Origin of the sequence: Nonlabens ulvanivorans, assembly GCF_032922765.1 — a bacterium.
Taxonomy (GTDB): Bacteria; Bacteroidota; Bacteroidia; order Flavobacteriales; family Flavobacteriaceae; genus Nonlabens; species Nonlabens ulvanivorans.
Window position 1 is genome coordinate 675,950 of record NZ_CP136694.1, and the last position, 25,976, is coordinate 701,925.

Below are 25,976 nucleotides of genomic sequence, written 5' to 3' on the forward strand. Positions count from 1 at the left end.
TTATCGACCATAAATACTTGAACTATGGATATGAAAACATATTGATGACTATAGAAACAAGTTTTATCTTTTAAAAATACTTAATTTAAAAAGCCCAAAGAAACATCTTGAGAGCCTTTGAGCTTTGAGGAAAGAAAATGCTTTTATTTATACTATTTCTACTCTAAACCTGCATTAAACCAATAGTCGATACGTGTAGGCTCTTTTTGGGATGATGGTCTCTCACCACGATTACCTCTACCGCCACCAGATCCACCACGGCCACCGCCACGTTGATTGCCTCCTCGCATACTGACACCAGTATCTGATGGACTTTCACGATCTTTATTTTTTTCTGGCATGTTTGTAAAAATACCTATGGTAAACTTTGATAAATCAAGTTTATCATCTTGAGTAATTCTATTCTTAGGGATTTTTATTGAATATTCAAGAGTATCTTGTTCTTCTCCGGTCATTTGATAGCCCAATGAGATGTCAAAAGCGTTTAAATCTTTATGGAATTCTTGTTGATCGCCATAGAAAGCATATTCTGCTTCACCTGGAATATTGGCAATGATTTCTTGATAATCGATAGATGGCGCCTCGTCAGTGTTAGTTTGCGGTCTAGAAGATCTATTAGGGCGTTGTGGTGTGTTGTGGTATGGATACCTAACAAAAACGTTTCGCTCTTTATTACCAGTTTCATCAAAGTAAACGGTAAGTCCATGTCTAAGAATAGAGAGCGTGGTTTCTTTATGTGTAGTACTTATGTTTAAAAATATATAATTAGAATCCTGATCTATTGTATAATTGATATGATGATCTGTGATACGTGTAGCGTCTGTAGGTTCTTGTATCATTGCTAGCGCACTATTAGTGGTAAATGCCGCAATACATAACCATAAGAATCCTTTAAATCTCATAACTGTCCTTTTAAGTTGGCCATAAGACTACTGGAACTTAAAAAAGTTTAAAGAATAAAAACAACGTAAATACTAATTAGTCATTATAGATGTCAAATGATACGGCTACAGATTGCATTAAATCTTCATTTTCAAAATCTTGATCAGACATTTTAGAAAGTCGTTCTAGATACTTGTCAAACTGTCCATTTTTAAAAGTAGTAAGCATCTTGCCACCATTGTTACAACGAGCAGCATGACAGATGTTGACAGGTACGGTTATCGTGTCTCCTTTCTCAAGTATAATAGTTTGATCATCAAAAATTAACTCGACCTCACCTTCTAAGATATAAAAGACTTCGGTCATTAATTTGTGATGATGTCTCGGTAAATAAAAACCTGGTTTTAAAGTATCCTCAACAATACATAATTCTCCATTAGTTTGATCTGAGGATAGTTTTACAAAGCAGTGATCTTGTGAGTAGTTATAGTTTTGGCCTTCGCCGTTTCTTATGGTTTCTACCTTATTCATATCTTTAATTGATTTTAATTCCACCATTTCGCGCAAGCGTGTAAAGGATCATATTGATACTATAAAACCTAAGCAATGTCCTTAACCTCTAAAATAACTTTTTTCTTAAGGCGATTAACCCTAACACACATATGATAAATAGTCCCATAAGACTAGTACCCATGGCGACATCTCCATAGAGAAATTTGCCTATTGAGAATAAGAGACTATAGACACCGATGATTCCCATAAAAAAGCCTAATATTTTTATTGGAAAATTATGGAACTTTGATTCTTTACCAAAGATGACGTGATTAAAATGATCTAAAGTCTCTGCCTGTGTAGGTCTGGTAGCAAATGTGGCGATAAGCCATGCAGTGGTGGTTATTACAACATTAAAACAGATCTTTTCATATCCTGCCCAGTTTGCAAATAATTGCGTGTCTAAACGGCTGTCTGCAAAAAAGATCATGGCGATGATTAGCGAGCTAGCCATAGCCGTAATCTCACTCCATGGATTTATACGATGCCAGAACCATCGTAATATAAAGAGTAAACCAGATCCAGCACCTATTTGTATGACTAGGTCAAAAGCATCTTTAGCCTGTTCTAAAACTAGGGATAGTAAACCAGCACAAGCCATCATAATAACGATAGAAACTCTACCAACTATAATTTTTTGTTTTTCGCTAGCGTCCTTTTTTACAAACCGCGCATAGAAATCGTTCACCACATAACTAGAACCCCAATTTAAATGAGTGGATATCGTACTCATAAAGGCTGCTATTAAACTGGTAATGACTAGACCTAATAATCCCGCTGGTAAAAAGGTGAGCATCGCTGGATAACTCAAGTCATCTTTTACAAACTTAGGATCTAGATTAGGAAATGCTGTTGCCAGTGATTCTAAATTAGGATATATAATAAGAGAAGCCAGACCTATTATAATCCATGGCCATGGGCGTAGTGCATAGTGTGCTAGATTGAAAAACAATACCGCCCATGTAGCATTTTTCTCATCCTTTGCAGCAAGCATGCGTTGTGCCACATAGCCACCACCACCAGGCTCTGCACCAGGATACCAGGTACTCCACCATTGAACTGCAAGAGGTATTAGAAAGATGCCCATCATCAACTCTGTATTAGAAAAGTCAGGCAATAGGTTGATCTTACTCGCTACATTAGGATGCGTGATGAGGTTTTGCATTCCATTGATCTCAGGTAAGTCTAGAATGTACATAGTAGCCCATATAGATCCTACCATGGCTATTATAAATTGAATAAAGTCTGTAATTAAAACACCTTTTAGTCCACCTAGTAAAGAATAAAGAACGGTAACTATGGATGCAATCCACAGTGTCTCACCAGCTGTAAAGTTAAACATAACATTACCTATTTTAATAGCTGCTAGGCACACAGTAGCCATAATAATGATATTGAATATAACACCTAGATAGATCGCTCTAAAACCTCTTAAAAACGCAGCGCTTTTACCTTGATATCTTAATTCATAGAATTCTAAATCTGTAGTTACTCCACTACGTCGCCACAATCGAGCATAGAAAAAGACAGTTAGCATACCAGTAAGTAGAAAAGCCCACCATTCCCAATTTCCTGCAACACCAGTGTCTCGCACAATTCCTGCGACTAGATTAGGCGTGTCTGCCGCAAAAGTTGTTGCGACCATAGAAACTCCTAAAAGCCACCACGGCATATTGCGCCCTGATAAGTAAAATGAAGAAGCATTCTTAGAACTTTTCTTTGAGACAGCAATTCCTACAAAAAGGGAGACCAAAAAGAACGATATGATGATTAGGAAGTCAATGAGTTCTAGTGCCATAGGTAAAAGTTATTAACGATAACGTTTGAATTATTAGAATTGGTTAAATATAGAATAAAACATGAGTTTCATTAAGGATTCTTTGCTAGATTAGCATGGATTATATGAAAAACGCAATGAATCAAACGATTAAGAAAATAGGTGTAATGACCTCTGGAGGCGATTCTCCAGGGATGAATGCTGCTTTAAGATCTGTAGTACGTACCTGTGCATTTCATGGTGTAGAGTGTTTAGGTATTTATCGTGGTTATCAAGGACTGATAGAAGGAGACTTTAAAGAAATGACGGCACGTAGTGTCAATAACATTATTAATAAAGGAGGAACGATTCTTAAAAGCGCACGCTCACAAGAATTTCGCACGGTAGAAGGAAGGAAGAAAGCATATGAGCATGTAAAGGCATCAGGTATGGATGCTCTTGTAGTCATAGGTGGTGATGGTAGTTTTACCGGTGGAATGGTTTTTAATGAAGAATTTAATTTTCCTGTAATGGGAATACCAGGTACTATAGATAATGATATTTATGGGACCAGTTCAACGCTAGGTTTTGATACAGCATTAAATACAGTAGTAGAATGTATCGATAAGATTAGAGATACCGCTAGTTCACATAATAGATTATTCTTTGTAGAAGTTATGGGACGCGATGTAGGGCATATAGCTCTTAATGCTGGAGTAGGTGCTGGAGCAGAAGAAATCTTAATCCCTGAAGAAGATATGGGAAAAGATCGTCTGGTAGAGAGCTTAAAGCGTAGTCGTGAATCTGGTAAATCTTCTAGTATCGTTGTCGTAGCAGAAGGTGATAAAACCGGCGATAATGTATTTGAACTAAAAGATTATGTAGAGACGAACATGCCAGAGTATGAGGTGCGTGTATCTGTGCTGGGTCACATGCAACGCGGTGGATCACCATCATGTTGGGATCGTGTTCTTGCGAGTCGCATGGGTGTTAAAGCTGTTGAAAGCCTTCTAGAAGGTAAGACTAATTACATGGTCGGTATTAATAATAATAAGATAGAGTTATGTCCATTGGATATGGCTGTTAAAGGAAAAACTGAAATTGACACAGAGCTTTTAAGAGTATCTGATATCATGACGGTTTAATAGAATTTTTTAAATACGCTTTCGCGAAAGCTTGCAAACAACAATTAACAAGAACTAACAATTAAATAATATGAGTAAAAAACTGAAATTAGCAATCAATGGATTTGGTCGCATAGGTCGTATCGTATTTAGAGCAACTCTAGAACGTGCCAACGTAGAAGTAGTAGCTATAAATGATTTAGTAGATGTGGAGCAATTAGCATATTTATTAGAATACGATTCTGTACATGGACGTTATGGTGGATCTATCGAAATCAAAGATGGAAACTTAATCATCGATGGTGTACAGGTACGTGTCACTGCAGAGCGTGACCCAAAGAACTTAAAATGGGATGAAGTAGGAGTAGACGTTGTTGCAGACTGTACAGGGATTTTCACTGATTTAGATAGTGCTCAAGCACATATCGATGCAGGAGCAAAGAAAGTTGTAATATCTGCACCATCTAAAACAGCGCCTATGTTTGTTATGGGTGTGAATGACAATGAATTAACAGCAGATCATAAAATTGTATCTAACGCTTCATGTACTACAAACTGTCTAGCGCCTATGGCAAAGATTCTTGATGATAACTTTGGTATAGCAGAGGCTTTAATGACTACGGTACATGCTGCAACGGCAACACAAGCAACTGTGGATGGTCCTAGCAAGAAGAACTATCGTTTAGGTCGTAGTGCCATGAATAATATTATACCTGCAACTACTGGTGCTGCTGTAGCAGTAACTAAGGTAATTCCATCGTTAAAAGGTAAATTAACGGGTATGGCTTTCCGTGTGCCGACTGTTGATGTATCTGTAGTGGATTTAACGGTTAAGTTAAGTAAAGAGACTTCTCTAGAAGAAATTAACAAAGCGTTTAAAGATGCGTCTACAGGAGCTATGGCTGGTGTAGTAGGATATACTGATGAAGCTGTTGTATCTCAGGATTTTGTAAGTGATGCTAGAACTAGTATCTATGATGCAGGTGCTGCTATTGAATTGAACTCCACATTCTTTAAATTAGTAAGCTGGTATGATAACGAGTTTGGATATTCAAATAAGTTAGTTGACCTAGCAGAGAAAGTACACTCGCTATAATTTTAAAAAGGCTATTGATTCTACATCGATAGCCTTCTTTTTTCTATCCAGCTCAAGGATAGACTTTATTAAATAACTTTTTATGATTTTAATTACAGATAGTGGCTCTACTAAGTGCGACTGGATTGCACTTGATAATAATGGAGAGCAATTGTTTAAAGTAAAAACTGGTGGTATGAATCCTGCGATTCTTACTATCGAAGAATTACCATTGCGCATTCTAGAAAGTGAAGAATTAGTAGCTCACAAAGATCAAGTAGAGCAACTATTTTTCTATGGTGCTGGTTGTGGTACTGAAATGCCTAGACTAGCTCTGGAAAATTTATTGAAAAACTATTTTTCAAACGCGCAAGTAACTGTTAAGGAAGACACAGCTGCAGCAGTATATGCCGCAGTAGGTGATGAGCCCGGTATCGTTTGTATACTAGGAACTGGTTCTAACTGTTGTTTCAGTGACGGTGATACTATTGAGCAACGTGTAGTTTCTCTAGGATATACACTTATGGATGAAGCTAGTGGTAACTGGTATGGAAAGAATCTATTGAGAGATTATGGGTTTAGAAATATGCCATCAGATTTAATGAAAAAATTTGAAGAGGCTTACAATTTGGATCCCGATTACTTAAAATTTCATCTATATAAGCAACCTAATCCTAATGCTTTTCTTGCTCATCATGCAGAGTTTATTTTTCAAAACCTTGAAGAACGTTACATTAAAAAGTTGCTAAGAAAGGGATTGCGTAAATTTTCACGTAATATGATTTTACAATTTAGAGAAGAAATAAAATCATACGAAGTACACTTTGTAGGTAGTATTGCTCACTTTGCCCAAGCTAGAATAAAGCAAGTCGCGGCAGAATTTGGCTATGAGGTTGGTAATATTGTTCGTAGACCGATAGAAGGTCTTGTCGATTACCATAGAAATAAATTGAAAGCCTAAATAAATTTGATGTAATCTATTTGTAATTCAAACGGACCTTCTTTTTTATCTAATAATATTATTCCCAATCGCAAGACATCGTCTAGTTGTGATTGGGATATTTTTTTTCCAGTTTGTTGACCTACCTTATATTCTTTAAATTCAGTTAGTGGTAATTGAACGGTTATCCATTCATTATTATTACTAGAAAATTGATGTTTGTAATTAGGATTCCACCAAGAGCGATATGCGTCTAATTGAAAATAAAAGGTGCGTCCAGTACTTTTAAACTTAATTTCAACGGCTTTATAATCTTTAAGATTATAATTCCCGTAGGGACTGCGATAACTGGCAAATCCTCCATTATTTTTTAACGATGTGGTACCCGAGAATAAAACGTAATTATCATAGGAAACAGCAGTACTTTGTGATAAACCACCCATGACACCATCGTTTACAATAACCCAATCCATAGTATTCCCATCTTTACCAAAATTGATAATATCTGAAGTATACATGCTGCTTATGGGGATTAATAATAAAATGAGAAGACGTATCATAATAGATAAGTCGGTTGATGAGGTAAAGCTTTCTGATGATTAGAAATATTTAACTTATCGCGTTCTTCAATAGCTATTGCCTTTGTATAAATTGTTGAATTTCTTTTCCATCTGTGAAATAATAATGCACAACGGTATGGTTAAGGTCTTCTATTTGAAATAAGAACGTTAATTCTTTTATTTTTCTGAAATCTATATCATTAATCGTCCATTGTGGATAGCCATTTATTTGTTGTGTTATCTTTTTATCACAAAGAATTTTTTTAGCCCTTTTGTATAGTGTCCAAGGATGATTAGGCGCCAGTTTAACTATTAATTTATGAATTTCAGGATAACGATGAATAATTTCTTCCCAGATAGGAAGAGAATTGATGTTAGACTGCTTATAGCGTTGATCAGAAACCAGATTTAGATCAGTAGGTGATAATTCCTCTAATTCATGCCATTGATTTTTTTTGAAATAGAAGTATTGCAGATTGGTATGATCTTTTTTTAAGCCATCTTCATGTTGAAATATTACAACCTTAAATTCATTTGAAGAAATAGTGCCTTGATAATGTAAAGGTTTATCTTTTTTATTGGTAGGCCATATGCTGCCCGCGGGCAATTGTGGTAATTTATCATTTTCTACGACTGATTGCTCAATTATCATAGCAGGTAATAAGATAGGTCTCAAAGCTTCGACTATTGTATTGATGGTCGTTTGAGATAGGTGTACCTCTGGATCGCGACTATCCATTAAGGATCCATAGTCACCTGATGGTGTTTCAAAAAGACGTTTTAAAAATTTAAACATAAACAACTAGTTTAGTGAACAACAAAAATAAAAAAGCACCAGAATAGACTGGTGCTTTAAAGTTATGGTAATAAAAAGAATTGAACTATTCTGTAGCCTCTGAAGATTCATCATCTGTTGATGCTTCTTCCTCTGCTTTTTTCATCTGACGTTCTAGAATATTAAGTTGCTTTTGCTTCTCTTTTATTAAGTCTAATTCTTTATCTAAAGCCGCAGTGTTCTTTTTCAATTGTATTACAAAAGGGTTTTTATCATCCTTAGTATTGATAAACTGCATGTTGTTCTCTAGCTGCCTTTTTTCATCCTGAATCTCATCACGACGTTTTCTCAAGTAAAAACGTTCGTTAGTAAAATCACGAGCATCTCCAGATTCTAAACTAGAAAGTTTAGATTGATATTTAAGCATTTCTGCATCTACAGCGCTCATTCCAGCTGCTTTTAATTTAGCCTGTAATAGTTTGTCAAACTTATCTTGGATATGACGTTTTGAATAAGGAACGCGACCTATTGCTGCCCAATCTGCCATGTGTTTTTCAACATCAGCTTTCATAGCCTCTTGATCATCTTGTGGCAACATTTCTTTTAACGCATCATAGACTTTCATCTTTGCTTCAAAGTTTGCTGCTTCCTCAGCGTTTTCTTCTTTCTTTTGTGCATTTTTCTTATCAAAGAAGCCATTACAAGCTGCCTGGAAACGCTTCCATATTTTATCACTTACCTTTCTAGGTACATGACCGATCTCTTTCCATTCGCTCTGAATACGCTTCATCACAGGTAAAGAACCGTTAAAATCATCACCAGCCAGATGTTGCTCTGCAATCTCAATAAGTTTCATTTTCTTATCCAGATTATCTTGTTGATCTTTTTTAAGATCTTTATAGAACGCGTTTTTGGCATGGTTAAACTCACGTCCGACAACTCTGAACTGTTCCCATAAGTGGTTGTTTAAAGCCTTTGTAGCTGGTCCAGTTTGTGTAAATAATTCTTTAAGGGCATTAACTTCCTCTAAACGATCTTGCCATCCTTTATGATTCTTTGCTCCAGCTGCAGTTATCTTCTTGATTTCAGCGATTATATTTTGTTTAATCGTCTGGTTTTTCTCGGCTAGTTTATCACGTTCTTCATAATAAGCTTGTCTCTTATCATGTATCACTTTAGTAGCTGCGCTAAATTTATCCCAGATAGGATCTCTATGTTCTTTGGCAACTGGTCCAGCATCTTCTTTCCACATGCGATGTAACTCTTGTAATTCACGCAATGCTTTATGGATGTCTGGTTCATTACCCAGCTCTTCGGCACGAGTAATAATTTTATTATGAAAATCTAAATTGCGTTCAAAATCTTTATCACGTAATTCTTTACTAAGGTCTATATAGTCATAGAAGTTTTGAGTGTGCAGGCGGTAATCATTCCATACAATGTTATAAGCATCATGAGGTATTTTACCAGTATCTTTCCACGCTTGCTGTAAAGCATTAAACTTTTTAAAAGTAGTCCCTATATTTTCTTCTTCATCAATTAAGTTCTTAATAGACTCAATGATGTTTTTTCTCTTTTCAAGATTGTCTTCTTGTTCCTTGCGCTGCTGGCGTTGAAACTCACCTCGTTGCTTGCGATATAAGCTATGTAAATCGTTAAATTCTTTACTTATAGGATTATCGTATTCAAATTCTGGTGCAGGTGCTTCTTCTGTAGCAGGATTTGCTTTTACGAATTCTTCACGAGCTTCTTTTTCAGCATCTTGATCTTTTGATTCAAAAGCTTTTTTAATATCGTCTACGTGAGTTTTAATCGTGTTGATAGGAAAGTCCTGTATCAATTGTCTTAGAGATGCTACTAGAGCTGGCATTTCTAATGTATTATAGTCTGTATCAGGTAAAGTTTGAGCATCTACATCTTCAGCATGATCATCACTTTCGTCATCATTATCACTAGAGCTTTCTTCTTCTTTTACAGCGACAACAGGTGTTTCTGTAGTTTCTTCACCAGTAACAATCTCTTGAGGTGTAACTTTGGTTTCCTCTACAGCAGTTGAAGGTTCTGTATTCATGTCCTTTTCTGGCATGTCTTGTGTGTTCTGGTCAGTGTTATTCACGTTTTCTAAATTTCCGTCTGCATCGTTGTGCAGGTTGTCATTCGTATCCATATAATAGATTTAAAGGAGTGCAAGATAAAGAGAATCACTAGATATGGCAATCATTCTACAGGATTAGTCATTCCACAATTCCCAAGACTTCTCTGCTTGGTGAACCAGCATCTGGTAACCATTAGTTACTCGAGCACCTTTTACCTTTCCCATTTTCATGAACATAGTGTTACTAGGATTGTAGACGAGATCATATAAAATATAATTTTTGTTCAAATGGTCGTATGGTAAATTAGGCTTGTCTTCCACATCGGGAAATGTTCCAACAGGCGTAGAGTTTATAATTAGTGAGATAATTTTAAGAACATCACCATCGATCTTTTCATAGGGAATACTATACTCACCTTGTGGATTGCGAGAGACAAATAAATGCGGAACTTTAAGAGCATCTAATGTATAAGAAATCGCCTTTGATGCACCACCTGTGCCTAGGATTAAAGCATTTTGTGTAATAGGTAAAAACGGTTCTAGACTTTTTGCAAATCCATAGACATCAGTATTATGGCCTATCCATTTATTATCTTCTATTACAACGGTATTTACAGCGCCTATAGCTTGAGCTTCAGGTGTCAGTTGATCGCAGATTTTAAGCATCGACTCCTTGTATGGAATTGTGACATTAAGTCCGCGTATAATCTCGTTTTTACCGTTGGTGGTTTTAGTGATAGGGTTGTAGGTCACGCTTTCGCGAAAGCGTAATAAATCAGCCTCAGTTGCAATCTCAAAATTGCGGTATTCATGATCTTCTAATCCCAGTTTCTCAAATTTTTCTGTAAAATAAGCTTTTGAAAAACTGTAGTCCAATCTCTGGCCTATAAGGCCAAAAACGCTATGCGGGATTTGCTTGTTGTCCATATTTATCAATAAGATATACGATTAAGAAACCAGCAAATATAAGCCCTATTGCTAACCATGTATGTAATGCTGTTAAGTCTGGCCAGTAACGACTGTAATTTTCTAATATAGGATTTCCACTCGCGTCTGTCATATAATTTCCAGCGATGTCTGTGGTATAAATTTCTTTTTTCCATGGCCATACCACGCCTAAAGATCCCGTTATAAAACCAATAATCATCGCATTAGTCTCGTTGCGATAATGTTTAAAGGTCCAGCCTAATAGGTGTGATAAGCTAATAAGCCCTACAAAAGATCCTAATAGAAAAACGCCTAATATGGCTAGTAAATCCATGTGAATGGGATCATTCCACCACGAGAAATCCCATTGAACAACAGCGACCATGGTATCAAAGAAAGCATTTATACTATCTACTAATAGTAATACATAATTGCCTAACAGGATAAGTATAAAGCTGCCACTCAGACCTGGTAAGGTCATCCCTGAAATACTTACCATACCACAGAAAAAGACAAAGAATAAGTTAGTATTATCTGTTGCGGGATCTAGTAATGAGGTTCCAACACCTATGGCGGTACCTATGGCTAGAATCATAATATTCTTGCGTGTCCAGGCATCGTAACCTCTCGAAATGTAATATACAGAGCCTAAAATCATCCCGAAAAATGCAGACCAGACCAGTATGGGATAATTCTTAATAAGTACATCAAATCCTTTACTTACGGTAAAGTAGCTGAGGACTTCTCCTAGAATAATTAAAGATAAAAAACGACCGTTAATATATTCATAGAACGTTTTAAACCTACCGTTAAATAATAGTTTAAGTGCCTTAAGGTTGAGTTTTTGAAAAGAATATATGAACTCTTCATAAAATCCAGCTACATATGCCACAACGCCACCGCTTACGCCAGGAACCTTATTTGCGGTTCCCATAGCTATACCTTTTAAAACTAAGTAGAATTTATCGCTGAAACTGCGGGTAGGTTGTCGCACTAGTCGGTTTTTTTATGAGCTACTTTTTCTAATATAAGTATAAGCAAAAATCCTATAACCATTAGTATTGCAGCATATAAAATAAGAGCGTCACCAGAAAAATTTTGTGGTAAAATACTTTTTTCTAGAAATGGAACTTCCTCGCCGTGTGAATTGATTCTAGTTTTCAGAATCATTTTCCATGGCCATAATTTATTGAGAGAACCTATCATAAATCCTGTAAGCAATGCCAGAGTTAAGTTTTTATGATTTTCAAACAGCCAGGTCAGCGCTCTAGAAAATAGTTTAATCCCTAAGATTGCGCCTATCGCTACCATTAATAAGTTAGTAAAGTAATCCCATGCAACACTCCAATTGCCGGCAAGTATTGCTTCTGTAAATCCTGTGATAGAACTTAAAACCGTTTCATAACTACCCAGTAGGAGTAATAAAAAAGCACCGGAAACTCCTGGCAGAATCATAGCAATAATGGCGATAAAGCCAGAAAATAATAAATACCACCAGCTTTCTGGAGACGCAACAGGCTCAGCAACGGTGATCCAGTAGGATAGGGCAGCACCTATTACCATTATGGTAATGGCTGTGACATTCCAATGAGTAATTTGTTTTGCTATATATAAAATACTAGCAAGTACTAATCCAAAGAAAAAGGACCAAACTAGAATAGGATGTGCTCCTAATAAATAAGTAATTAACTTAGATAAACTTAAAATACTGATTGCGATTCCAGTAATCAATGATAGTAAGAAACCTAGGTTATAATTTTTAAAAGTAGCAGCTATACCTATTTTAAAAAATGATTTTAAAACACCTATATCTAATCCATCAATAGTTTTTATGAGTTCTTCATAAATACCAGTGATAAAAGCGATAGTACCACCAGAAACACCTGGCACAACATCTGCTGCACCCATAAGGATTCCTTTAATTGCTGTAGCGATATATTTTTTCAAAGCTTGATTTTTTAATGGTATCAAAAAAAAGCCTCAAAGAGGCTTTTTAAAAATTATCTATGGATAGTTTGTGTTCTATCTGGACCTACACTTACCACTTTGATGGGAATTTCTAATTCTTTTTCAAGGAAGTCGATGTATTTATTTAATTCTGCAGGGAATTGAGAAGGATCAGTCATTTTCGTTAAATCCTCTTTCCAACAAGGAAATTCAGTATAGATAGGAGTTACATTTTCGGCCTCGATATTATATGGTAAATGATGGATGGTTTCTCCTTTATATTCATAACCAGTACAAACCTGTAAACTATCAAATCCAGACAGTACATCGCCTTTCATCATCATTAATTGTGTAACGCCATTGATCTGACAAGTGTACTTAAGAGCAATAAGGTCTAGCCATCCACAACGACGTGGTCTACCTGTAACGGCACCAAATTCATGACCTACTTTAGCCATTTCGGCACCTACCTCATCAAACAACTCAGTAGGGAATGGTCCACTACCTACACGAGTAGTGTAAGCTTTAAAAATCCCATAAACTTCACCTATTTGGTTAGGTGCAACACCTAGTCCAGTACAGGCACCAGCAGCTGTGGTATTAGAAGAAGTTACAAATGGATATGTACCAAAGTCAATATCTAACAAAGAACCTTGAGCACCTTCTGCAAGTATTGTTTTTCCATTGCGTTGTGCGTTTTGGAAATATTCTTCTGAGTCGATGAATGTTAATTCTTTTAATCGCTCTACTGCTGTAAAGAATTCCTTCTCTAACTCGGCAAGGTCGTATTGAATTTGAACATCATGAAAACCTATTAATGCTTCATGCTTATTTGCTAGATTACGATACTTTTCCTTCCAGTTATCCTGTTCTAGATCACCTATACGCAAACCATTACGGCCTGTTTTATCCATATAAGTAGGTCCTATACCTTTAAGAGTCGAGCCTATTTTTGCTTTACCTTTAGATGTTTCAGATGCAGCGTCTAGTAAACGATGTGTCGGTAAAATGATATGAGCTTTTCTTGAAATGATCAATTTACTCTTATAATCTATTTTAAATTGTTCTAGTCCATCTAGTTCTTGAACAAAAACTACAGGATCGATAACAACTCCATTACCTATAACATTGATAGCTTTGTCATGAAAAATCCCAGAAGGAATTGTTCTTAAAACATGTTTAATACCATCAAATTCTAGAGTGTGTCCTGCGTTAGGTCCACCTTGAAATCTCGCGATGATATCATAGTCTGCAGTTAATACATCTACTATTTTTCCTTTTCCCTCATCGCCCCATTGAAGGCCGAGCAATAAATCTACTGCCATTAGTCTTGTTTTTCAGTTGTGTTTTTAAGGCCGTAAAAATATAAAGAATGATTGGTAATTGTAACATTAAAAATCTCTTCAATAGTCTTTTTTATTGACTCTATTCTCGGGTCACAAAATTCGATAACTTCACCGGTATCTGTAAGGATTACATGATCATGTTGTTTATCAAAAAATGACTTTTCATAATGTGATTGATTTTGACCAAATTGATGTCTTCTTACCAGACCGCTGGCTAATAATAATTCTATAGTATTATAAAGCGTGGCGCGACTTACACGATAGTTTTGATTCTTCATTTTTATGTATAATGACTCCACATCAAAATGGTCTTCACTAGCATAAATTTCATTCAAAATGGCATAACGTTCAGGTGTCTTGCGATGCTTATTATCGGTAAGAAATTGAGTGAATACATTCTTCACTATTTCCTGTTCGTTCTCTAGACTGTTAATAATTTTACTCATATTTTTTATACTCTCGTGACTTTATCAATCCCGTTAAGCTTATTTAAATTTTCCATTAATCTTATGAGCATATTTTTATGGGGAACCACTACAGTGATTTCTCCTTTAAAAATACCATCATTACTTGTAAAACTAATGTTTCTAATATTTACATGCATGTTCTCAGAAATAACTCTGGTCACTTCTTGAACTAATCCCATGCGATCAATTCCTGTGAGTATTACGTCTGCACGATACTCTTGTTGACTAGAATCGATCCATTTTGCGCTCATAATACGATATGCAAATTTACTTTGCATACTAATAGCATTAGGACAATTATTTTTATGAACCTTAATTCCGTCTGTGACAGTTATGAATCCAAAGACAGAATCGCCTGGTAATGGATTACAACACTTTGAAAAAGAGTAATCTAGTTTTTGTTGATCTTTCCCAAAAACTAACTGGTCATAATTTTCTGTAACCTCTTCTTTATGAATATCAGGATTCTCCTTAGGCTTTCTTATTTTATTTTTGATAAAAGAATACAATGCATTACTGCGACTGTTAGCATATTCTTTAATCATCTTATTATCTATGGTACCTAAACCTACACGATAAAATAAATCATGACTCGTTTTTAACTTAAAGAAGTTAACCATTTGATTAATAGACTTCTCGTCTAATGGAATCTTTAGTGATCGCAATTTTCTATTAAGAACTGCTTTACCTTCTAGAGCGATGTCTTTTTGATCATCCTTTAGAGCAGATTTAATTTTTTGCCTCGCTCGAGCAGTAGTGGCATAATCCAGCCAGTTTTTAGTCGGTTTTTGATTCTCTGATGTAATAATATCGACTTGATCACCACTATTTAATTCATGTGATAATGGTACTAATTTACCATTTACTCTCGCACCACGAGTTTTAAGTCCGACCTCTGTATGTATACTAAAAGCAAAATCTAATGGTGTAGCACCTTTAGGTAAAGATTTTAATTCACCCTTTGGAGTAAAAACAAAAATCTCTTTGCTATATAAATTAAGTTTAAATTCTTCTACAAAATCAATCGCACTAGAATCTGCATTTTCTAGAGCGTCTTGCAATCTATTCAACCAGACATCTAATCCATCTTCTTGATTACCTTGTTTATATTTATAATGCGCGGCATACCCTTTTTCGGCAATTTCGTGCATACGTTCACTACGTATTTGTACCTCAACCCAGCGTCCATCTGGTCCCATCACTGTAATGTGTAATGCTTCATAACCAGTAGACTTAGGACTACTGATCCAGTCTCGCAATCGCACAGGATTAGGCCTAAAATGATCTGTCACTATAGAATAAATCTTCCAGGCGAGAAACTTCTCATTTGCTCTATCGCTACGGAAAACAATACGCACAGCAAATTTATCATAGACTTCATCAAAAGATACGTTTTGCTTTAACATCTTGCGACGTATAGAGAAAACAGATTTAGGTCTACCTTTAATGGTATATTCTAGTCCTTCCTTTTCTAAAGAGTCGTCTATAATAGCAGCAAAGTCTTCAATAAACTGATCTTGCTCTTCTTTTGATTCCTTTATAGATTTCTGTATGTCATTAAAAACATCAGGTTCTGTATATTTTAATCCTAGATCTTCTAGTTCTGTCTTAATATTATAAAGTCCTAATCTGTGAGCGATAGGAGCATAGATATACAAGGTTTCACTTGCAATTTTCACCTGTTTATAATCAGGCATACTGTCCATAGTTTGCATATTGTGCAAGCGGTCAGCTATTTTAATAATAATAACCCTAATGTCTTCATTAAGAGTTAGTAACATTTTACGGAAATTCTCTGCTTGTTGAGAGATGTCTGCATCTTTTTTAAGGTGTGCAATCTTTGTTAGGCCATCTACTATTTTTGCGATGGTAATACCGAATAGTCTTTCAATATCATCTAGCGTGTACTCTGTATCTTCCACCACATCGTGTAAAAGGGCAGCGGCTATTGCACTGGCGTCTAGACCTATTTGTTTTGCCACAATTTTTGCCACTGCAATAGGATGAAAAATATAAGCTTCTCCAGATTTGCGACGTTGTGGTGCATGCGCTTCAACAGCAATGTCAAAAGCCTTTCTAATCAGCTTTTTATCTTCGTCTGTAAGCGTTTGATAACTTATTTTAAGTAAGTCTTTATAGCCTTGCGCGATGCGTTTATTCTCTTCTAGAATTTCTAGTTCTGTCATATAGTAAAGTTACACTTCTCTTTTTAAAAGACAATGGTTTTAAGAGCAGATTGTTAGGTTTTTTGACGCTTTCGCGAAAGCGTAACCGAAATACTTTTCATTACTTTAAAAACATTAATTTTTCACACCTATCATTACCCCAAATCTTCCATCCATTTGCTCAATACCGTTTGCAGGATCATAAATACGAGATACAAAGCCATCCAGATATAAGGCATTATTACAGCCATGCTGTAAGTAAAAAGTAGCTAAATCATAGAAGTTTATCTTTTCTCGAGAAATGACTAGCAATAAACGTCCATCTGGTAAAATGCCCACGGCATTGCGTATATGAACGTTCTTAGAACCTTTATTAAAAGCGGGATGAATCATTCCATCTATAACTAGCATGGGACCAGATTGTGTCGCATATTTAATATTACTCAAGGCGGTAAGATCTTGTGTTGATGTCACCTTTGCTGTTCCGTCTTTAGTTAGGTAAAAAATGCCATTGGGCTGCAAGTAGAAATTCCCAAATCCAGTAGTGGTAGTATCTATTTGTTTATGAATAATTCCATTTTCTATATAAAGGCCTTGCGGTGAGTGGTCTTTAAGATACATCCCAGCATTCATGGCATAGATAAGGCTATCTCCATTCTGGTCGAGATGATTTTTAAGATTATTAAAGGTTTCAATCTTTTCCCCTTTATTATTTAACCAGTATAACTCTAGATTTTGTTTATTAAGGTCAATCACCTTGATATGAAAACGCTCATCTTCTATCGTTAAATCTTGAGCATTATGGCAAGAAGAGATGAAAAGTGTAGGTAATAATATGAAAAAGAAGTGTCTATAATTCATAGATGATAGATTTGAGTTTTAAAGGTATGAGATTGTAATAACAGATTTTTGAATTTGTTAATGTTTGTTAACGTTTTCATAGCATTTATGATAAGAACAGTAAGATGATATATTTTGTAGTCCTAAATTTTACTTTATCATAATCACATGAAAAAATCAGGCTTATTCTTAGCAATGATGTTCCTTTTTGCGTTCTCTACATCTTGTAAGACAGCACAAAAGGCAGTTGCTGCAAAAACTGAATCAGAAAAAACCAGCAAGAAAAAACCAAAATTCAAATCCTACAGCAAGGTCATTACTACTGATGCGATAACCGATGATGGATTGTTTAAAACACATCAAGTAGAAGACGATTTTTTCTATGAGATCCCTAACGACATGCTTGAAAAAGATATGTTATGGGTGACACGTATCGCGCAAATACCATCTAATCTAGGTGGTGGATATATGAATGCAGGTAGTAAAACAAATCAACAAGTAGTTGCATGGGAACGTTTTCAAAATAAAATCTTACTTAAGGTAAAGTCCTATAGTGAGGTAGCATTGGATTCTACAGCAGCGATAGGAAATTCTGTAAAGGTTAACAATTATGAGCCTATCATGTATGCGTTTGATATAGAAACTTTCAGTGCAGATTCTACTGCCGTAGTGATTAATGTGACTAAATTTTTAAGTACTGATGTTCCTTCCATAAGTGGATTAAGTTCTCGATTAAGAAAGCAGTATAAGGTGAGAAGCTTAGATAAGAATCGCAGCTTTATCAATTCTGTAAAGTCATTTCCAGAGAATATAGAAGTAAAACAAGATTTTACTTTTACAGCGTCAGAGCCACCATCTAACAGTTCTGTAGGTTCTATAAGTATGCAGGTAAATCAGTCGATGATTCTGTTACCAGAAGTCCCTATGCAACCTAGATTATTTGATCCTAGAGTAGGATTTTTTACGGTAGATCAAATTGACTATTCTAGTAAAGCGTTAAAAGCAGATGAGAAAACCTATATACGTCGATGGAGATTAGAGCCTAAAGATCCAGAAGCTTATGCGAGAGGAGAATTAGTAGAACCTATAAAGCCGATTATCTATTATCTAGATCCAGGTACACCAGAAAACCTAAAAGAATATATAAAGCAAGGTATTGAGGACTGGCAAAAGCCTTTTGAAACCGCAGGATTTAAAAATGCGATAATCGCGAGAGATGCGCCTACACCAGAGGAAGATCCAGAGTTTAGCCCAGAAGATATTAGATACTCTGTAGTGAGATATGTAGCTAGTACAACACGTAACGCCGTAGGACCATCTGTAAGTGATCCGCGTAGTGGAGAGATTATTGAAAGTGATATCATCTGGTATCACAATCACTTAAGATCTTATAGAAACAGATATCTATTAGAAACTGGAGCAGCTAATCCTAGTGCTCGTACTTTAGATACTGATACAGAAGAAATGGGTGAAATGATGCGCCAGGTAATCGCTCATGAAGTAGGACACGCATTAGGTTTTCCTCACAATATGGCTGCTAGTTATGCATATGATGTAGAGGATTATAGAAACGGCGCCTTTACTCAAGAAAACGGTATCGCGGCTAGTTTAATGGATTATGCTCGTTATAACTATATCGCACAACCTGGTGATGAGAATATCAGGTTTGTACGTCAGATGGGACCTTATGATCATTATGCAACTAATTGGGGTTATCGTGTGATTCCTGATGCTGCATCTCCAGAAGATGAAGTGGCTACTTTAAATAGTTGGATCATGGAAAAAGCTGGTGATCCTACATATAAGTTTGGTCGTCAGAGCAGCCGTTTTGATCCACAATCTCAAACAGAAGCGATAGGTAACGATCCTATTAAAGCGAGTACTTATGGAATGAAAAACTTGAAATACGTAGCGCAAAATTTACCTTCATGGACGTCTAATCAAACAGATAATTATGACGATTTACAAGAATTGTATGGTGAGTTACTAGGCGTGTATTCTAGATATGCTGGTCATGTAGTGACTAATGTCGGTGGCGTTAATGAAGATCTTAAAAAACCATCACAGTCTGGAACTGTTTATAGTACGGTAGATAAAAAGACCCAAAAAGAATCTGTTCAATGGGTTGTAGATAATGTCTTTGATACACCTAGCTGGCTAGTTGATAAAAATATCGTTCAAAATATAGCGCCTCAAGGTTACTTTGAAAGGTTAAGATCGATACAAGCTCGTCAATTAAATAGTTTATTGAGCTTTGATCGCATCGGTAGATTAATTAATTCTGAAACTGTAGATACTAATTATTACACGGCACTAGAAATGCTTCAAGATGTTAGAAAAGGAATCTTTTCAAAATCTACTACAGATATCTATAAGAGAAATCTACAAAGAGTTTATATCGATCGACTAGCTTACCTTATGACAGAAAACTCTACTCGTAGTTCTTATAATATCCCACAAAGTGATGTAAGAGCATTAGTAAGAGGTGAGTTAAACACCTTACAATCTACCCTACGCAGTAAGAGAAATTCAGCTTCTAATCAGGTCAATAAATACCATTATGAAGATTTGTTAGCTCGAGTTGATTTAATATTGAATCCTAGATAAAGAAAGTTGATTTCATATTTCAAAAAGCAGTCTGAGAAGGCTGCTTTTTTTGTTTACGCTTTCGCGAAAGCGGAATCATTACAGATTTTGCGGTAGTTGCTTAGTATTTAAACGATGAAAAAGATATGAGGCTATTAATCCTACTAAAGCAAATATAGCAAGCATTAGAAACACCTTTTGAAAACCTAGTGCGCCAGGTGAATCGTCTAATAGTATTCCCATTGCCGGACCCATAAATATATCTGGCGTATAGCCTACTAATGATATAAGTCCTACCGCAGTACCGGTAACGGCCATAGGTATTTTCCCTTCTTGTATGGCAGAGAAGTACAGCGTTCTAAAAGCATATACTCCTGTGGCAACTGTTATTATTGTAAAACCAAAAAGAATCGTGGTATGAGCCTCTATAAAGCCTAATGCAAATATTAACGCTCCTATGATGGTAATTGCAAAGCTGATGATCATCATTAATGAAGATCGAGTTTTGTCTGCTAGCAGTCCTATGATGATACCTATGATGATACGTATGCCCAGTAAATTACTACCTATAGCGGCAGCATCTGTTTCATTATATCCCATGACTTCATTAGCATATTGAGAATAAATATCTGTGATTTTATAACCAGTATAAGCACATAGTATAATAATCATCAATAACCAAACTGATGGTAATTGAAGTACTTTAAGATAATTGTTGAAGACCTGACGGGTAGATATTATTCTTGGACTACTAGTTTGCTGATTGGGATTATCTTTTAATACGATGATCAATAGTACGCCTATTAAAGTGATGATGATAGAACAAATAAGAACGACGTATCGATATGCTTCTTTACGTTCTAGTAAGCTAGAAACTTCGATCTCATTTACTAATAGTATTGAAAAAATAAGAATACCTAACCATCCAAAGGCAAACGAAACTAAACCACGACCACCATCCAGTAGTCCAAAGGCGATACCTTGTCGGTGTTGTCCACCCCAAACTCTGGTCGCTTTAATCATTGCTGCCCAGAAGAGGAAAATAGTCGTAAAACCCCAGTAACCATAAAGAATGCTTAGTCCTAAATATGACGGATATGTAGACATGTATATTCCACCTAACGCGGTTAGAAATAAAGAGAAAGCCATTAAGTAGCGTGGTTGAAACTTATCTGCCAGGCTACCGCCCAATAGGTATGAGATAAAAGCCACGATGCCATAAACTGAAAAACAAGCTCCTAATTCTAAATTACTAAGTTCAAATAGGTCTAGTACCGTAGGTCTAAAGATGCGAGCTAGTACAAAGGGTAGAATAAAATTAGCTTCTCCAGCAAGAATGAGGAGAATGATATTGAATGATTTTTGTCTTTTACTTAAAATGCTATTACGATTTGAAGTAAATGTAATAAATAGATATCACAGAATATAGGCCATAAAAAAAGGCTGCCTATTAAAGCAGCCCTTTCATAAATTATGAAACGATTTAAATCGTGATAGACTTGTAAAAGGTCTTCCCAGCAGATTTCATTACAATGAAGTATTCACCTTTTTTATCAGAAGATAATTGGTAAATTCTATTCAACACCGCAGCGTCTGATATCTCATCTTCATGGATTAAACTATCATTATAGTAAATCTGTACATCTAATACTTCATCGCTAGAAGCTAATTGTGATATTAGAATTTGATTATCTTTTTGCACTGCAATAGGCTTATAGAACACATTCTCTGTTGAGAAAGTTACAATACCATTGTTAACATTAAATTGTTGACTTAATACCTGGCTGTCTTTATCTAGCTCAATTCTATAAGTTCCATTTTCTAGAGAGGTTAAATCAAACTGCTGTTTATAATTACCGTTTAATTGTATCGTCTCGCTATAAAGAGTTGCCTCTGTCGCATCTTTAATAGTCAGTAAATGACCTTTCTTCACATTGTTAAACTGTACAGTAGTTACATTTGTTTCAGGTACAGTGTTTGTCAATTTCGTCGCATAGCTTGTTAACGTCGTTAACATAAGGGCTATAATTAATAAATTTTTCATTGTTTTCATCTTTTTATATTTTAATGATGATTTACATGACAAATTTAAAGTGCTATGCACGCTTAGAAAACAACAGATTTGACTATGTTGTATGCTATATTAACTCTTTAAACCAAACTATAACGTTTTCGTATTAAAATAACATATAATTAAGAAATTTAGCCCGACCTTTGAGATGTTAAATAGAAGTCATATGTTACTTAAAAAGCCCACTTTAAAGAAAGTTAATCCAGATTTTGGGAATTCTATTTTTGTTCAAAAAAGTACAACAGAACGTAGTGAACTAAAACCTTTCTGGCATTTTCATCCCGAGATTGAATTAGTATACGTTAATGAAGGTCAAGGAAAACGCCATATAGGAAACCACATGTCCTATTATAATGACAGTCAATTGTTATTGATAGGTTCTATGTTACCACATATAGGATATACAGACAGACCTAACCATGGATCTGAATTACTCGTGCAGTTCTTGCCTAATTTTTTAGGCGATGGCTTTTTTAATGTTCCAGAGATGGAACCGATTAAGCACCTATTTGAAAGAGCAAAGAACGGTTTGCTTTTTAAACAACAAACTCAAGAGCAGTTAGGAGAACAAATCCATAAGTTACACGAGTTGAAAGGATTTGCTAGAACATTATTATTGCTAGATATATTAAATGAACTGGCCATTACTGATGATTATGAAATCTTAAATGCAGAGAGTTTTACGTTTGAGACTGAATTGCAAGACAATTCTAAAACCGAAATCATTTATAAGTACATCAATCAAAATTTTCAAAACCACATACCATTAGAGGAAATTGCTAGTCAGGTGAGTATGACCGTGCCGGCTTTTTGTCGCTATTTTAAAAAGACATCTGGTAAAACGTTTACTAAAATTGTAAATGAGTATAGGGTAGTGCATGCTACAAAGTTATTGTCAGAGACACAACTTAGTATAACAGATATCTGTTTTGATTGTGGATTTAACAACTTCTCACACTTCAATAAAATATTTAAAGAGTTCACTGGTAAAAGTGCTAGTAAATATCGACAAGAGCTCAAGCAAATACTTCAATAACATGTGATATCGATTTTAGTGATTCTATATTTAAATGATTTTAATTTTAACGATTAATAGGTTCAGTTGTTAATAGACCTATAATAGCTCGTTAATTTATCGCTCTTATAGTGACTATTCTCATTTATTTAACGGGAAAGCTTATCGTGCAGCTCTATATTTAAATAAAAAACAATGAGCGATAAAATCACAACCATAAACCCAGCAACCGGAAAAGATATCAAGTCATATGACTTAATGACTGAAGAGCAAACCTTGCAAGCTGTAGAGAATTGCCATAAAGCTTTTAAAAACTGGAAAGCGACACCTATTGAAGAAAGAGGTAAGATTATAAAGAAAATAGGAGAAAAGTTTAAGGAACATCAAGAAGAGTTTGCGCAATTGATGACAGAAGAAATGGGGAAACTCTTTAAACATGGTAAGCAAGAATTAGATCTGTGTGCCGGTATTTGTGAATATACTGCTGCAACTGGAGCAAAAGAATTGGCAAATGAAGAAAAGGAGTTGCAAAATGGCGGAAAAGGAATTGTCTCTTATGACCCGATAGGTGTCATTTATGGTATACAACCATGGAATTACCCAGCATATCAAGTCGTTCGATATTCGATTGTAAACCTGATGGCCGGTAATGGTATTTTATTAAAGCATGCTGGAAACGTAACGGGTAGTGCCTTAAAACTAAAAGAGATTTATGAAGAAGCTGGATTACCTAAAGATCTATTCACGGTATTGATTATCGATCATGATGTCAGTGAGAAAGTAATAGAGCACGATTTAGTACGTGGTGTCACTTTTACAGGTAGTTCAAGTGGTGGAAGCAAGATCGGTGAGCAAGCAGGTAAAAATATTAAAAAGACCGTACTAGAACTAGGTAGTAATGATGCTTATATCGTCCTTGAAGATGCAGATATTGAACTAGCTGTAAAAACTTGTACACGTGGTCGTATCTATAATAATGGTGAGACCTGTATCGCTGCAAAAAGATTTATAGTTGTCGATGCTGTTTATGAAGAATTCAAAAAAGGCTTTGTAGAGCGCATGAGTAATATCAAACATGGAGATCCTATGGATGAAAATTCACAATTAGGACCTATGGCTAGAAAAGACTTGAGAGAAAAAATTCATAATCAAGTTAAAGAAAGTATAGAAAATGGTGCTGAGGTATTGTGTGGTGGAGAAATACCAGATGGTGATGGTTATTATTATCCATCTACCGTATTAGGCAATGTAACGCCAGGACAACCGGCTTATGATGACGAGCTATTTGGACCAGTTGCGTCTTTAATAAAAGCAAAGGATCAAGATGATGCCATGCGTATTGCAAATGACAGTCGTTTTGGACTAGGTGGCGGAATCTTCTCTAAAGATGAAAATAAAGCCGTTGAATTAGCACAAAATCATTTTGATACAGGAATGGTATTCATCAACTCCTTTGGTCTAGCTCAGGTAGATATGCCATTTGGTGGAGTAAAAGATTCTGGTTTTGGTAGAGAACATGGCGGCTTTGGTATTAAAGAATTTGTAAACGTAAAAGGAATCAGTATTTTATAATATTGATATAACATCAGATATAGAAAAAACCACTGTGAGAGCAGTGGTTTTTTTGTTTTATTTATTTCGCTTTCGCGAAAGCGTAATCACAGTTACTTCTTTGCAGTGACTTAGTAAAGTGCTAGCATAACAACAATGCTGAGGTCTTAAAATTCACGTAAAGAAAGACGAAGCAATCAACCTATCTATACTAGAAACCCAGAATAGTAATGGTTGTTATTAAGGAAGATATAGCGTTGTTTTTAACTCATTTGTTTGCTATAGTCTGTTTTCTTTTTTCCAATCGGTTTTTAAATACTTCAAAGCATCTTCCAAAGCTTTTCTTGATGATTTTGGGTTGTAACCTAATTCTTTTCTAGATTTACTAATATCATAATCTTGATTTAAACCATAAAACATATCTAAATAATGTCTCTGTAATAAAGGTTCTTTACCTGAAAGTTTACTGCTAAATTCCATTAAACCAGCAACAGAGTACAATAAACATTTTGGTACTTTTTTAGGCATTTTTAATTTTAATTCAGGATATAATTCCGATGCTATTTTCACTGTTTCTTGTAACGTAGTGTGTTGCTCGTTTGATAAGATATAGCGTTCTCTATTTCTACCTTTTTGCATTGCTTGATAAGCACCAAAAGCAACGTCTTTTACATCCACCCAATTTAATGTCATGTTTGTATCCACAGGAATCTCTCCATTTAAAGCTTGGAGTACTAAATTATTACTATAACTTAATTTATGAGCTTCACTTCCTATCATAGCAGAAGGCAAAATTACAACGGTTCTGATTCCGTATTTTTCACTCAATTCTAATGCTAGTTTATCTGAATCATTTTTAGAGTTGTAATACCAGTTTCTTCTGTCTTTGTTATATCCATTGTCCACATTTGCTGGTAATTTTGTAAAATCTAAGCTAGCTACTGAACTTACATAAACAATGTTTTTAACACCACATTCTTTTGCCATATCAAACACGTTTTGTGTTCCTTGCATGTTGTTGTCATAAATTTCCTCTTTTGGGTTTTTAGCCCACATACTGAAGTTTGCGGCAACTGCATATAAGTTGGTAACTCCTTGAAATGCTTTTTTAAGTGATGTCCTATCCATAAGATCTGCCTGTACCACTTCACAGTCTAAACCTTTAAAAGGGTCAGTGTTATTGATGTTTCTTACAGTAGTTCTTACTTTTTGGTTGTTGGAAAGTAAAAGTCTAATTAGGTTGTTTCCTAAATGTCCATTACCACCAGTTACTAATGAAATTTCTTCGCTCATAATCTTAAA

General features: G+C 35.4%; 22 protein-coding genes. 6 read left to right on the plus strand and 16 right to left on the minus strand.

What is annotated here, in order from left to right; genetic code table 11:
* Positions 1-158 precede the first annotated feature (158 nt).
* From R1T42_RS03095 to R1T42_RS03105, 3 genes are all read right to left on the minus strand, one after another.
* Positions 159-902, minus strand: a complete 744-nt coding sequence (locus tag R1T42_RS03095) for a hypothetical protein (protein WP_317291262.1) — start codon at positions 900-902, stop codon at positions 159-161.
* Between the two features lie 76 nt (positions 903-978).
* Positions 979-1,413: a cupin domain-containing protein gene (locus R1T42_RS03100; RefSeq protein ID WP_317291263.1), complete on the minus strand. Its 435-nt coding sequence runs from the start codon at positions 1,411-1,413 to the stop codon at positions 979-981.
* An 88-nt stretch (positions 1,414-1,501) separates the two neighbouring features.
* The gene (locus tag R1T42_RS03105; protein WP_317291264.1) at positions 1,502-3,232 is read right to left on the minus strand and encodes a sodium:solute symporter family protein; all 1,731 of its coding nucleotides are present in this window, start codon (positions 3,230-3,232) and stop codon (positions 1,502-1,504) included.
* Between the two features lie 116 nt (positions 3,233-3,348).
* On the opposite strand from R1T42_RS03105, the gene pfkA reads away from it, so the two are divergent.
* The 3 genes from pfkA to R1T42_RS03120 all read left to right on the plus strand — a co-directional run bounded on the left by pfkA (position 3,349) and on the right by R1T42_RS03120 (position 6,350).
* Positions 3,349-4,335 (plus strand): 6-phosphofructokinase, encoded by a 987-nt coding sequence (pfkA, locus tag R1T42_RS03110; RefSeq protein WP_317291853.1) that lies wholly within the window; start codon positions 3,349-3,351, stop codon positions 4,333-4,335.
* Between the two features lie 70 nt (positions 4,336-4,405).
* The gene (gene gap, locus R1T42_RS03115; protein ID WP_036580647.1) at positions 4,406-5,410 is read left to right on the plus strand and encodes a type I glyceraldehyde-3-phosphate dehydrogenase; all 1,005 of its coding nucleotides are present in this window, start codon (positions 4,406-4,408) and stop codon (positions 5,408-5,410) included.
* A gap of 82 nt (positions 5,411-5,492) precedes the next feature.
* Positions 5,493-6,350, plus strand: a complete 858-nt coding sequence (locus tag R1T42_RS03120; RefSeq protein ID WP_317291265.1) for a BadF/BadG/BcrA/BcrD ATPase family protein — start codon at positions 5,493-5,495, stop codon at positions 6,348-6,350.
* Here R1T42_RS03120 and R1T42_RS03125 read toward each other — a convergent pair.
* The 10 genes from R1T42_RS03125 to R1T42_RS03170 all read right to left on the minus strand — a co-directional run bounded on the left by R1T42_RS03125 (position 6,347) and on the right by R1T42_RS03170 (position 17,472).
* On the minus strand, positions 6,347-6,847 hold the full coding sequence (locus R1T42_RS03125) for a CIA30 family protein (protein ID WP_317291266.1): 501 nt from the start codon (positions 6,845-6,847) through the stop codon (positions 6,347-6,349). The genes R1T42_RS03120 and R1T42_RS03125 overlap by 4 nt on opposite strands.
* 115 nt (positions 6,848-6,962) lie before the next feature.
* On the minus strand, positions 6,963-7,685 hold the full coding sequence (locus R1T42_RS03130) for a hypothetical protein (RefSeq protein ID WP_317291267.1): 723 nt from the start codon (positions 7,683-7,685) through the stop codon (positions 6,963-6,965).
* Positions 7,686-7,770: 85 nt separating this feature from the next.
* Complete coding sequence (locus R1T42_RS03135) at positions 7,771-9,831, minus strand: DUF349 domain-containing protein (RefSeq protein ID WP_317291268.1); 2,061 nt, start codon at positions 9,829-9,831, stop codon at positions 7,771-7,773.
* Between the two features lie 63 nt (positions 9,832-9,894).
* Positions 9,895-10,686: a shikimate dehydrogenase family protein gene (locus R1T42_RS03140; protein WP_317291269.1), complete on the minus strand. Its 792-nt coding sequence runs from the start codon at positions 10,684-10,686 to the stop codon at positions 9,895-9,897.
* Positions 10,661-11,680, minus strand: coding sequence for a DUF368 domain-containing protein (locus R1T42_RS03145; RefSeq protein ID WP_036580634.1), 1,020 nt, complete (start codon positions 11,678-11,680; stop codon positions 10,661-10,663). The genes R1T42_RS03140 and R1T42_RS03145 overlap by 26 nt, the downstream gene beginning before the upstream one ends.
* The gene (locus R1T42_RS03150) at positions 11,680-12,633 is read right to left on the minus strand and encodes a DUF368 domain-containing protein (RefSeq protein WP_036581992.1); all 954 of its coding nucleotides are present in this window, start codon (positions 12,631-12,633) and stop codon (positions 11,680-11,682) included. The genes R1T42_RS03145 and R1T42_RS03150 overlap by 1 nt, the downstream gene beginning before the upstream one ends.
* 53 nt (positions 12,634-12,686) lie before the next feature.
* Positions 12,687-13,958 (minus strand): adenylosuccinate synthase, encoded by a 1,272-nt coding sequence (locus R1T42_RS03155; RefSeq protein ID WP_317291270.1) that lies wholly within the window; start codon positions 13,956-13,958, stop codon positions 12,687-12,689.
* Positions 13,958-14,425, minus strand: coding sequence for a Fur family transcriptional regulator (locus R1T42_RS03160; protein WP_036580631.1), 468 nt, complete (start codon positions 14,423-14,425; stop codon positions 13,958-13,960). Before R1T42_RS03160 ends, R1T42_RS03155 begins: the two co-directional genes overlap by 1 nt.
* Positions 14,426-14,430: 5 nt before the next feature.
* Positions 14,431-16,632, minus strand: a complete 2,202-nt coding sequence (locus tag R1T42_RS03165; protein WP_036580629.1) for a RelA/SpoT family protein — start codon at positions 16,630-16,632, stop codon at positions 14,431-14,433.
* A gap of 114 nt (positions 16,633-16,746) precedes the next feature.
* Positions 16,747-17,472, minus strand: coding sequence for a phosphodiester glycosidase family protein (locus tag R1T42_RS03170; protein ID WP_317291271.1), 726 nt, complete (start codon positions 17,470-17,472; stop codon positions 16,747-16,749).
* 147 nt (positions 17,473-17,619) lie between these two features.
* On the opposite strand from R1T42_RS03170, the gene R1T42_RS03175 reads away from it, so the two are divergent.
* Positions 17,620-20,058 (plus strand): zinc-dependent metalloprotease, encoded by a 2,439-nt coding sequence (locus R1T42_RS03175; RefSeq protein WP_317291272.1) that lies wholly within the window; start codon positions 17,620-17,622, stop codon positions 20,056-20,058.
* Between the two features lie 78 nt (positions 20,059-20,136).
* Here the strand turns inward: R1T42_RS03175 and R1T42_RS03180 are convergent, their stop codons facing one another.
* Both R1T42_RS03180 and R1T42_RS03185 read right to left on the minus strand, forming a co-directional pair.
* On the minus strand, positions 20,137-21,444 hold the full coding sequence (locus tag R1T42_RS03180; RefSeq protein WP_317291854.1) for an MFS transporter: 1,308 nt from the start codon (positions 21,442-21,444) through the stop codon (positions 20,137-20,139).
* 76 nt (positions 21,445-21,520) lie between these two features.
* Positions 21,521-22,081, minus strand: coding sequence for a DUF3244 domain-containing protein (locus R1T42_RS03185; protein WP_317291273.1), 561 nt, complete (start codon positions 22,079-22,081; stop codon positions 21,521-21,523).
* Between the two features lie 193 nt (positions 22,082-22,274).
* Between R1T42_RS03185 and R1T42_RS03190 the strand changes: the two genes are divergently transcribed.
* Positions 22,275-23,144 carry a helix-turn-helix domain-containing protein gene (locus R1T42_RS03190; RefSeq protein WP_042292188.1) on the plus strand — a complete coding sequence of 290 codons (870 nt, stop codon included), beginning with the start codon at positions 22,275-22,277 and terminating at the stop codon, positions 23,142-23,144.
* Between the two features lie 174 nt (positions 23,145-23,318).
* Positions 23,319-24,695 (plus strand): NAD-dependent succinate-semialdehyde dehydrogenase, encoded by a 1,377-nt coding sequence (locus R1T42_RS03195; RefSeq protein WP_317291274.1) that lies wholly within the window; start codon positions 23,319-23,321, stop codon positions 24,693-24,695.
* A gap of 258 nt (positions 24,696-24,953) precedes the next feature.
* Here R1T42_RS03195 and R1T42_RS03200 read toward each other — a convergent pair whose 3' ends face one another.
* Entirely contained in the window at positions 24,954-25,967 is a 1,014-nt protein-coding gene (locus tag R1T42_RS03200) for an NAD-dependent epimerase/dehydratase family protein (protein ID WP_317291275.1), read from the minus strand.
* Between the last annotated feature and the right edge of the window lie 9 nt (positions 25,968-25,976).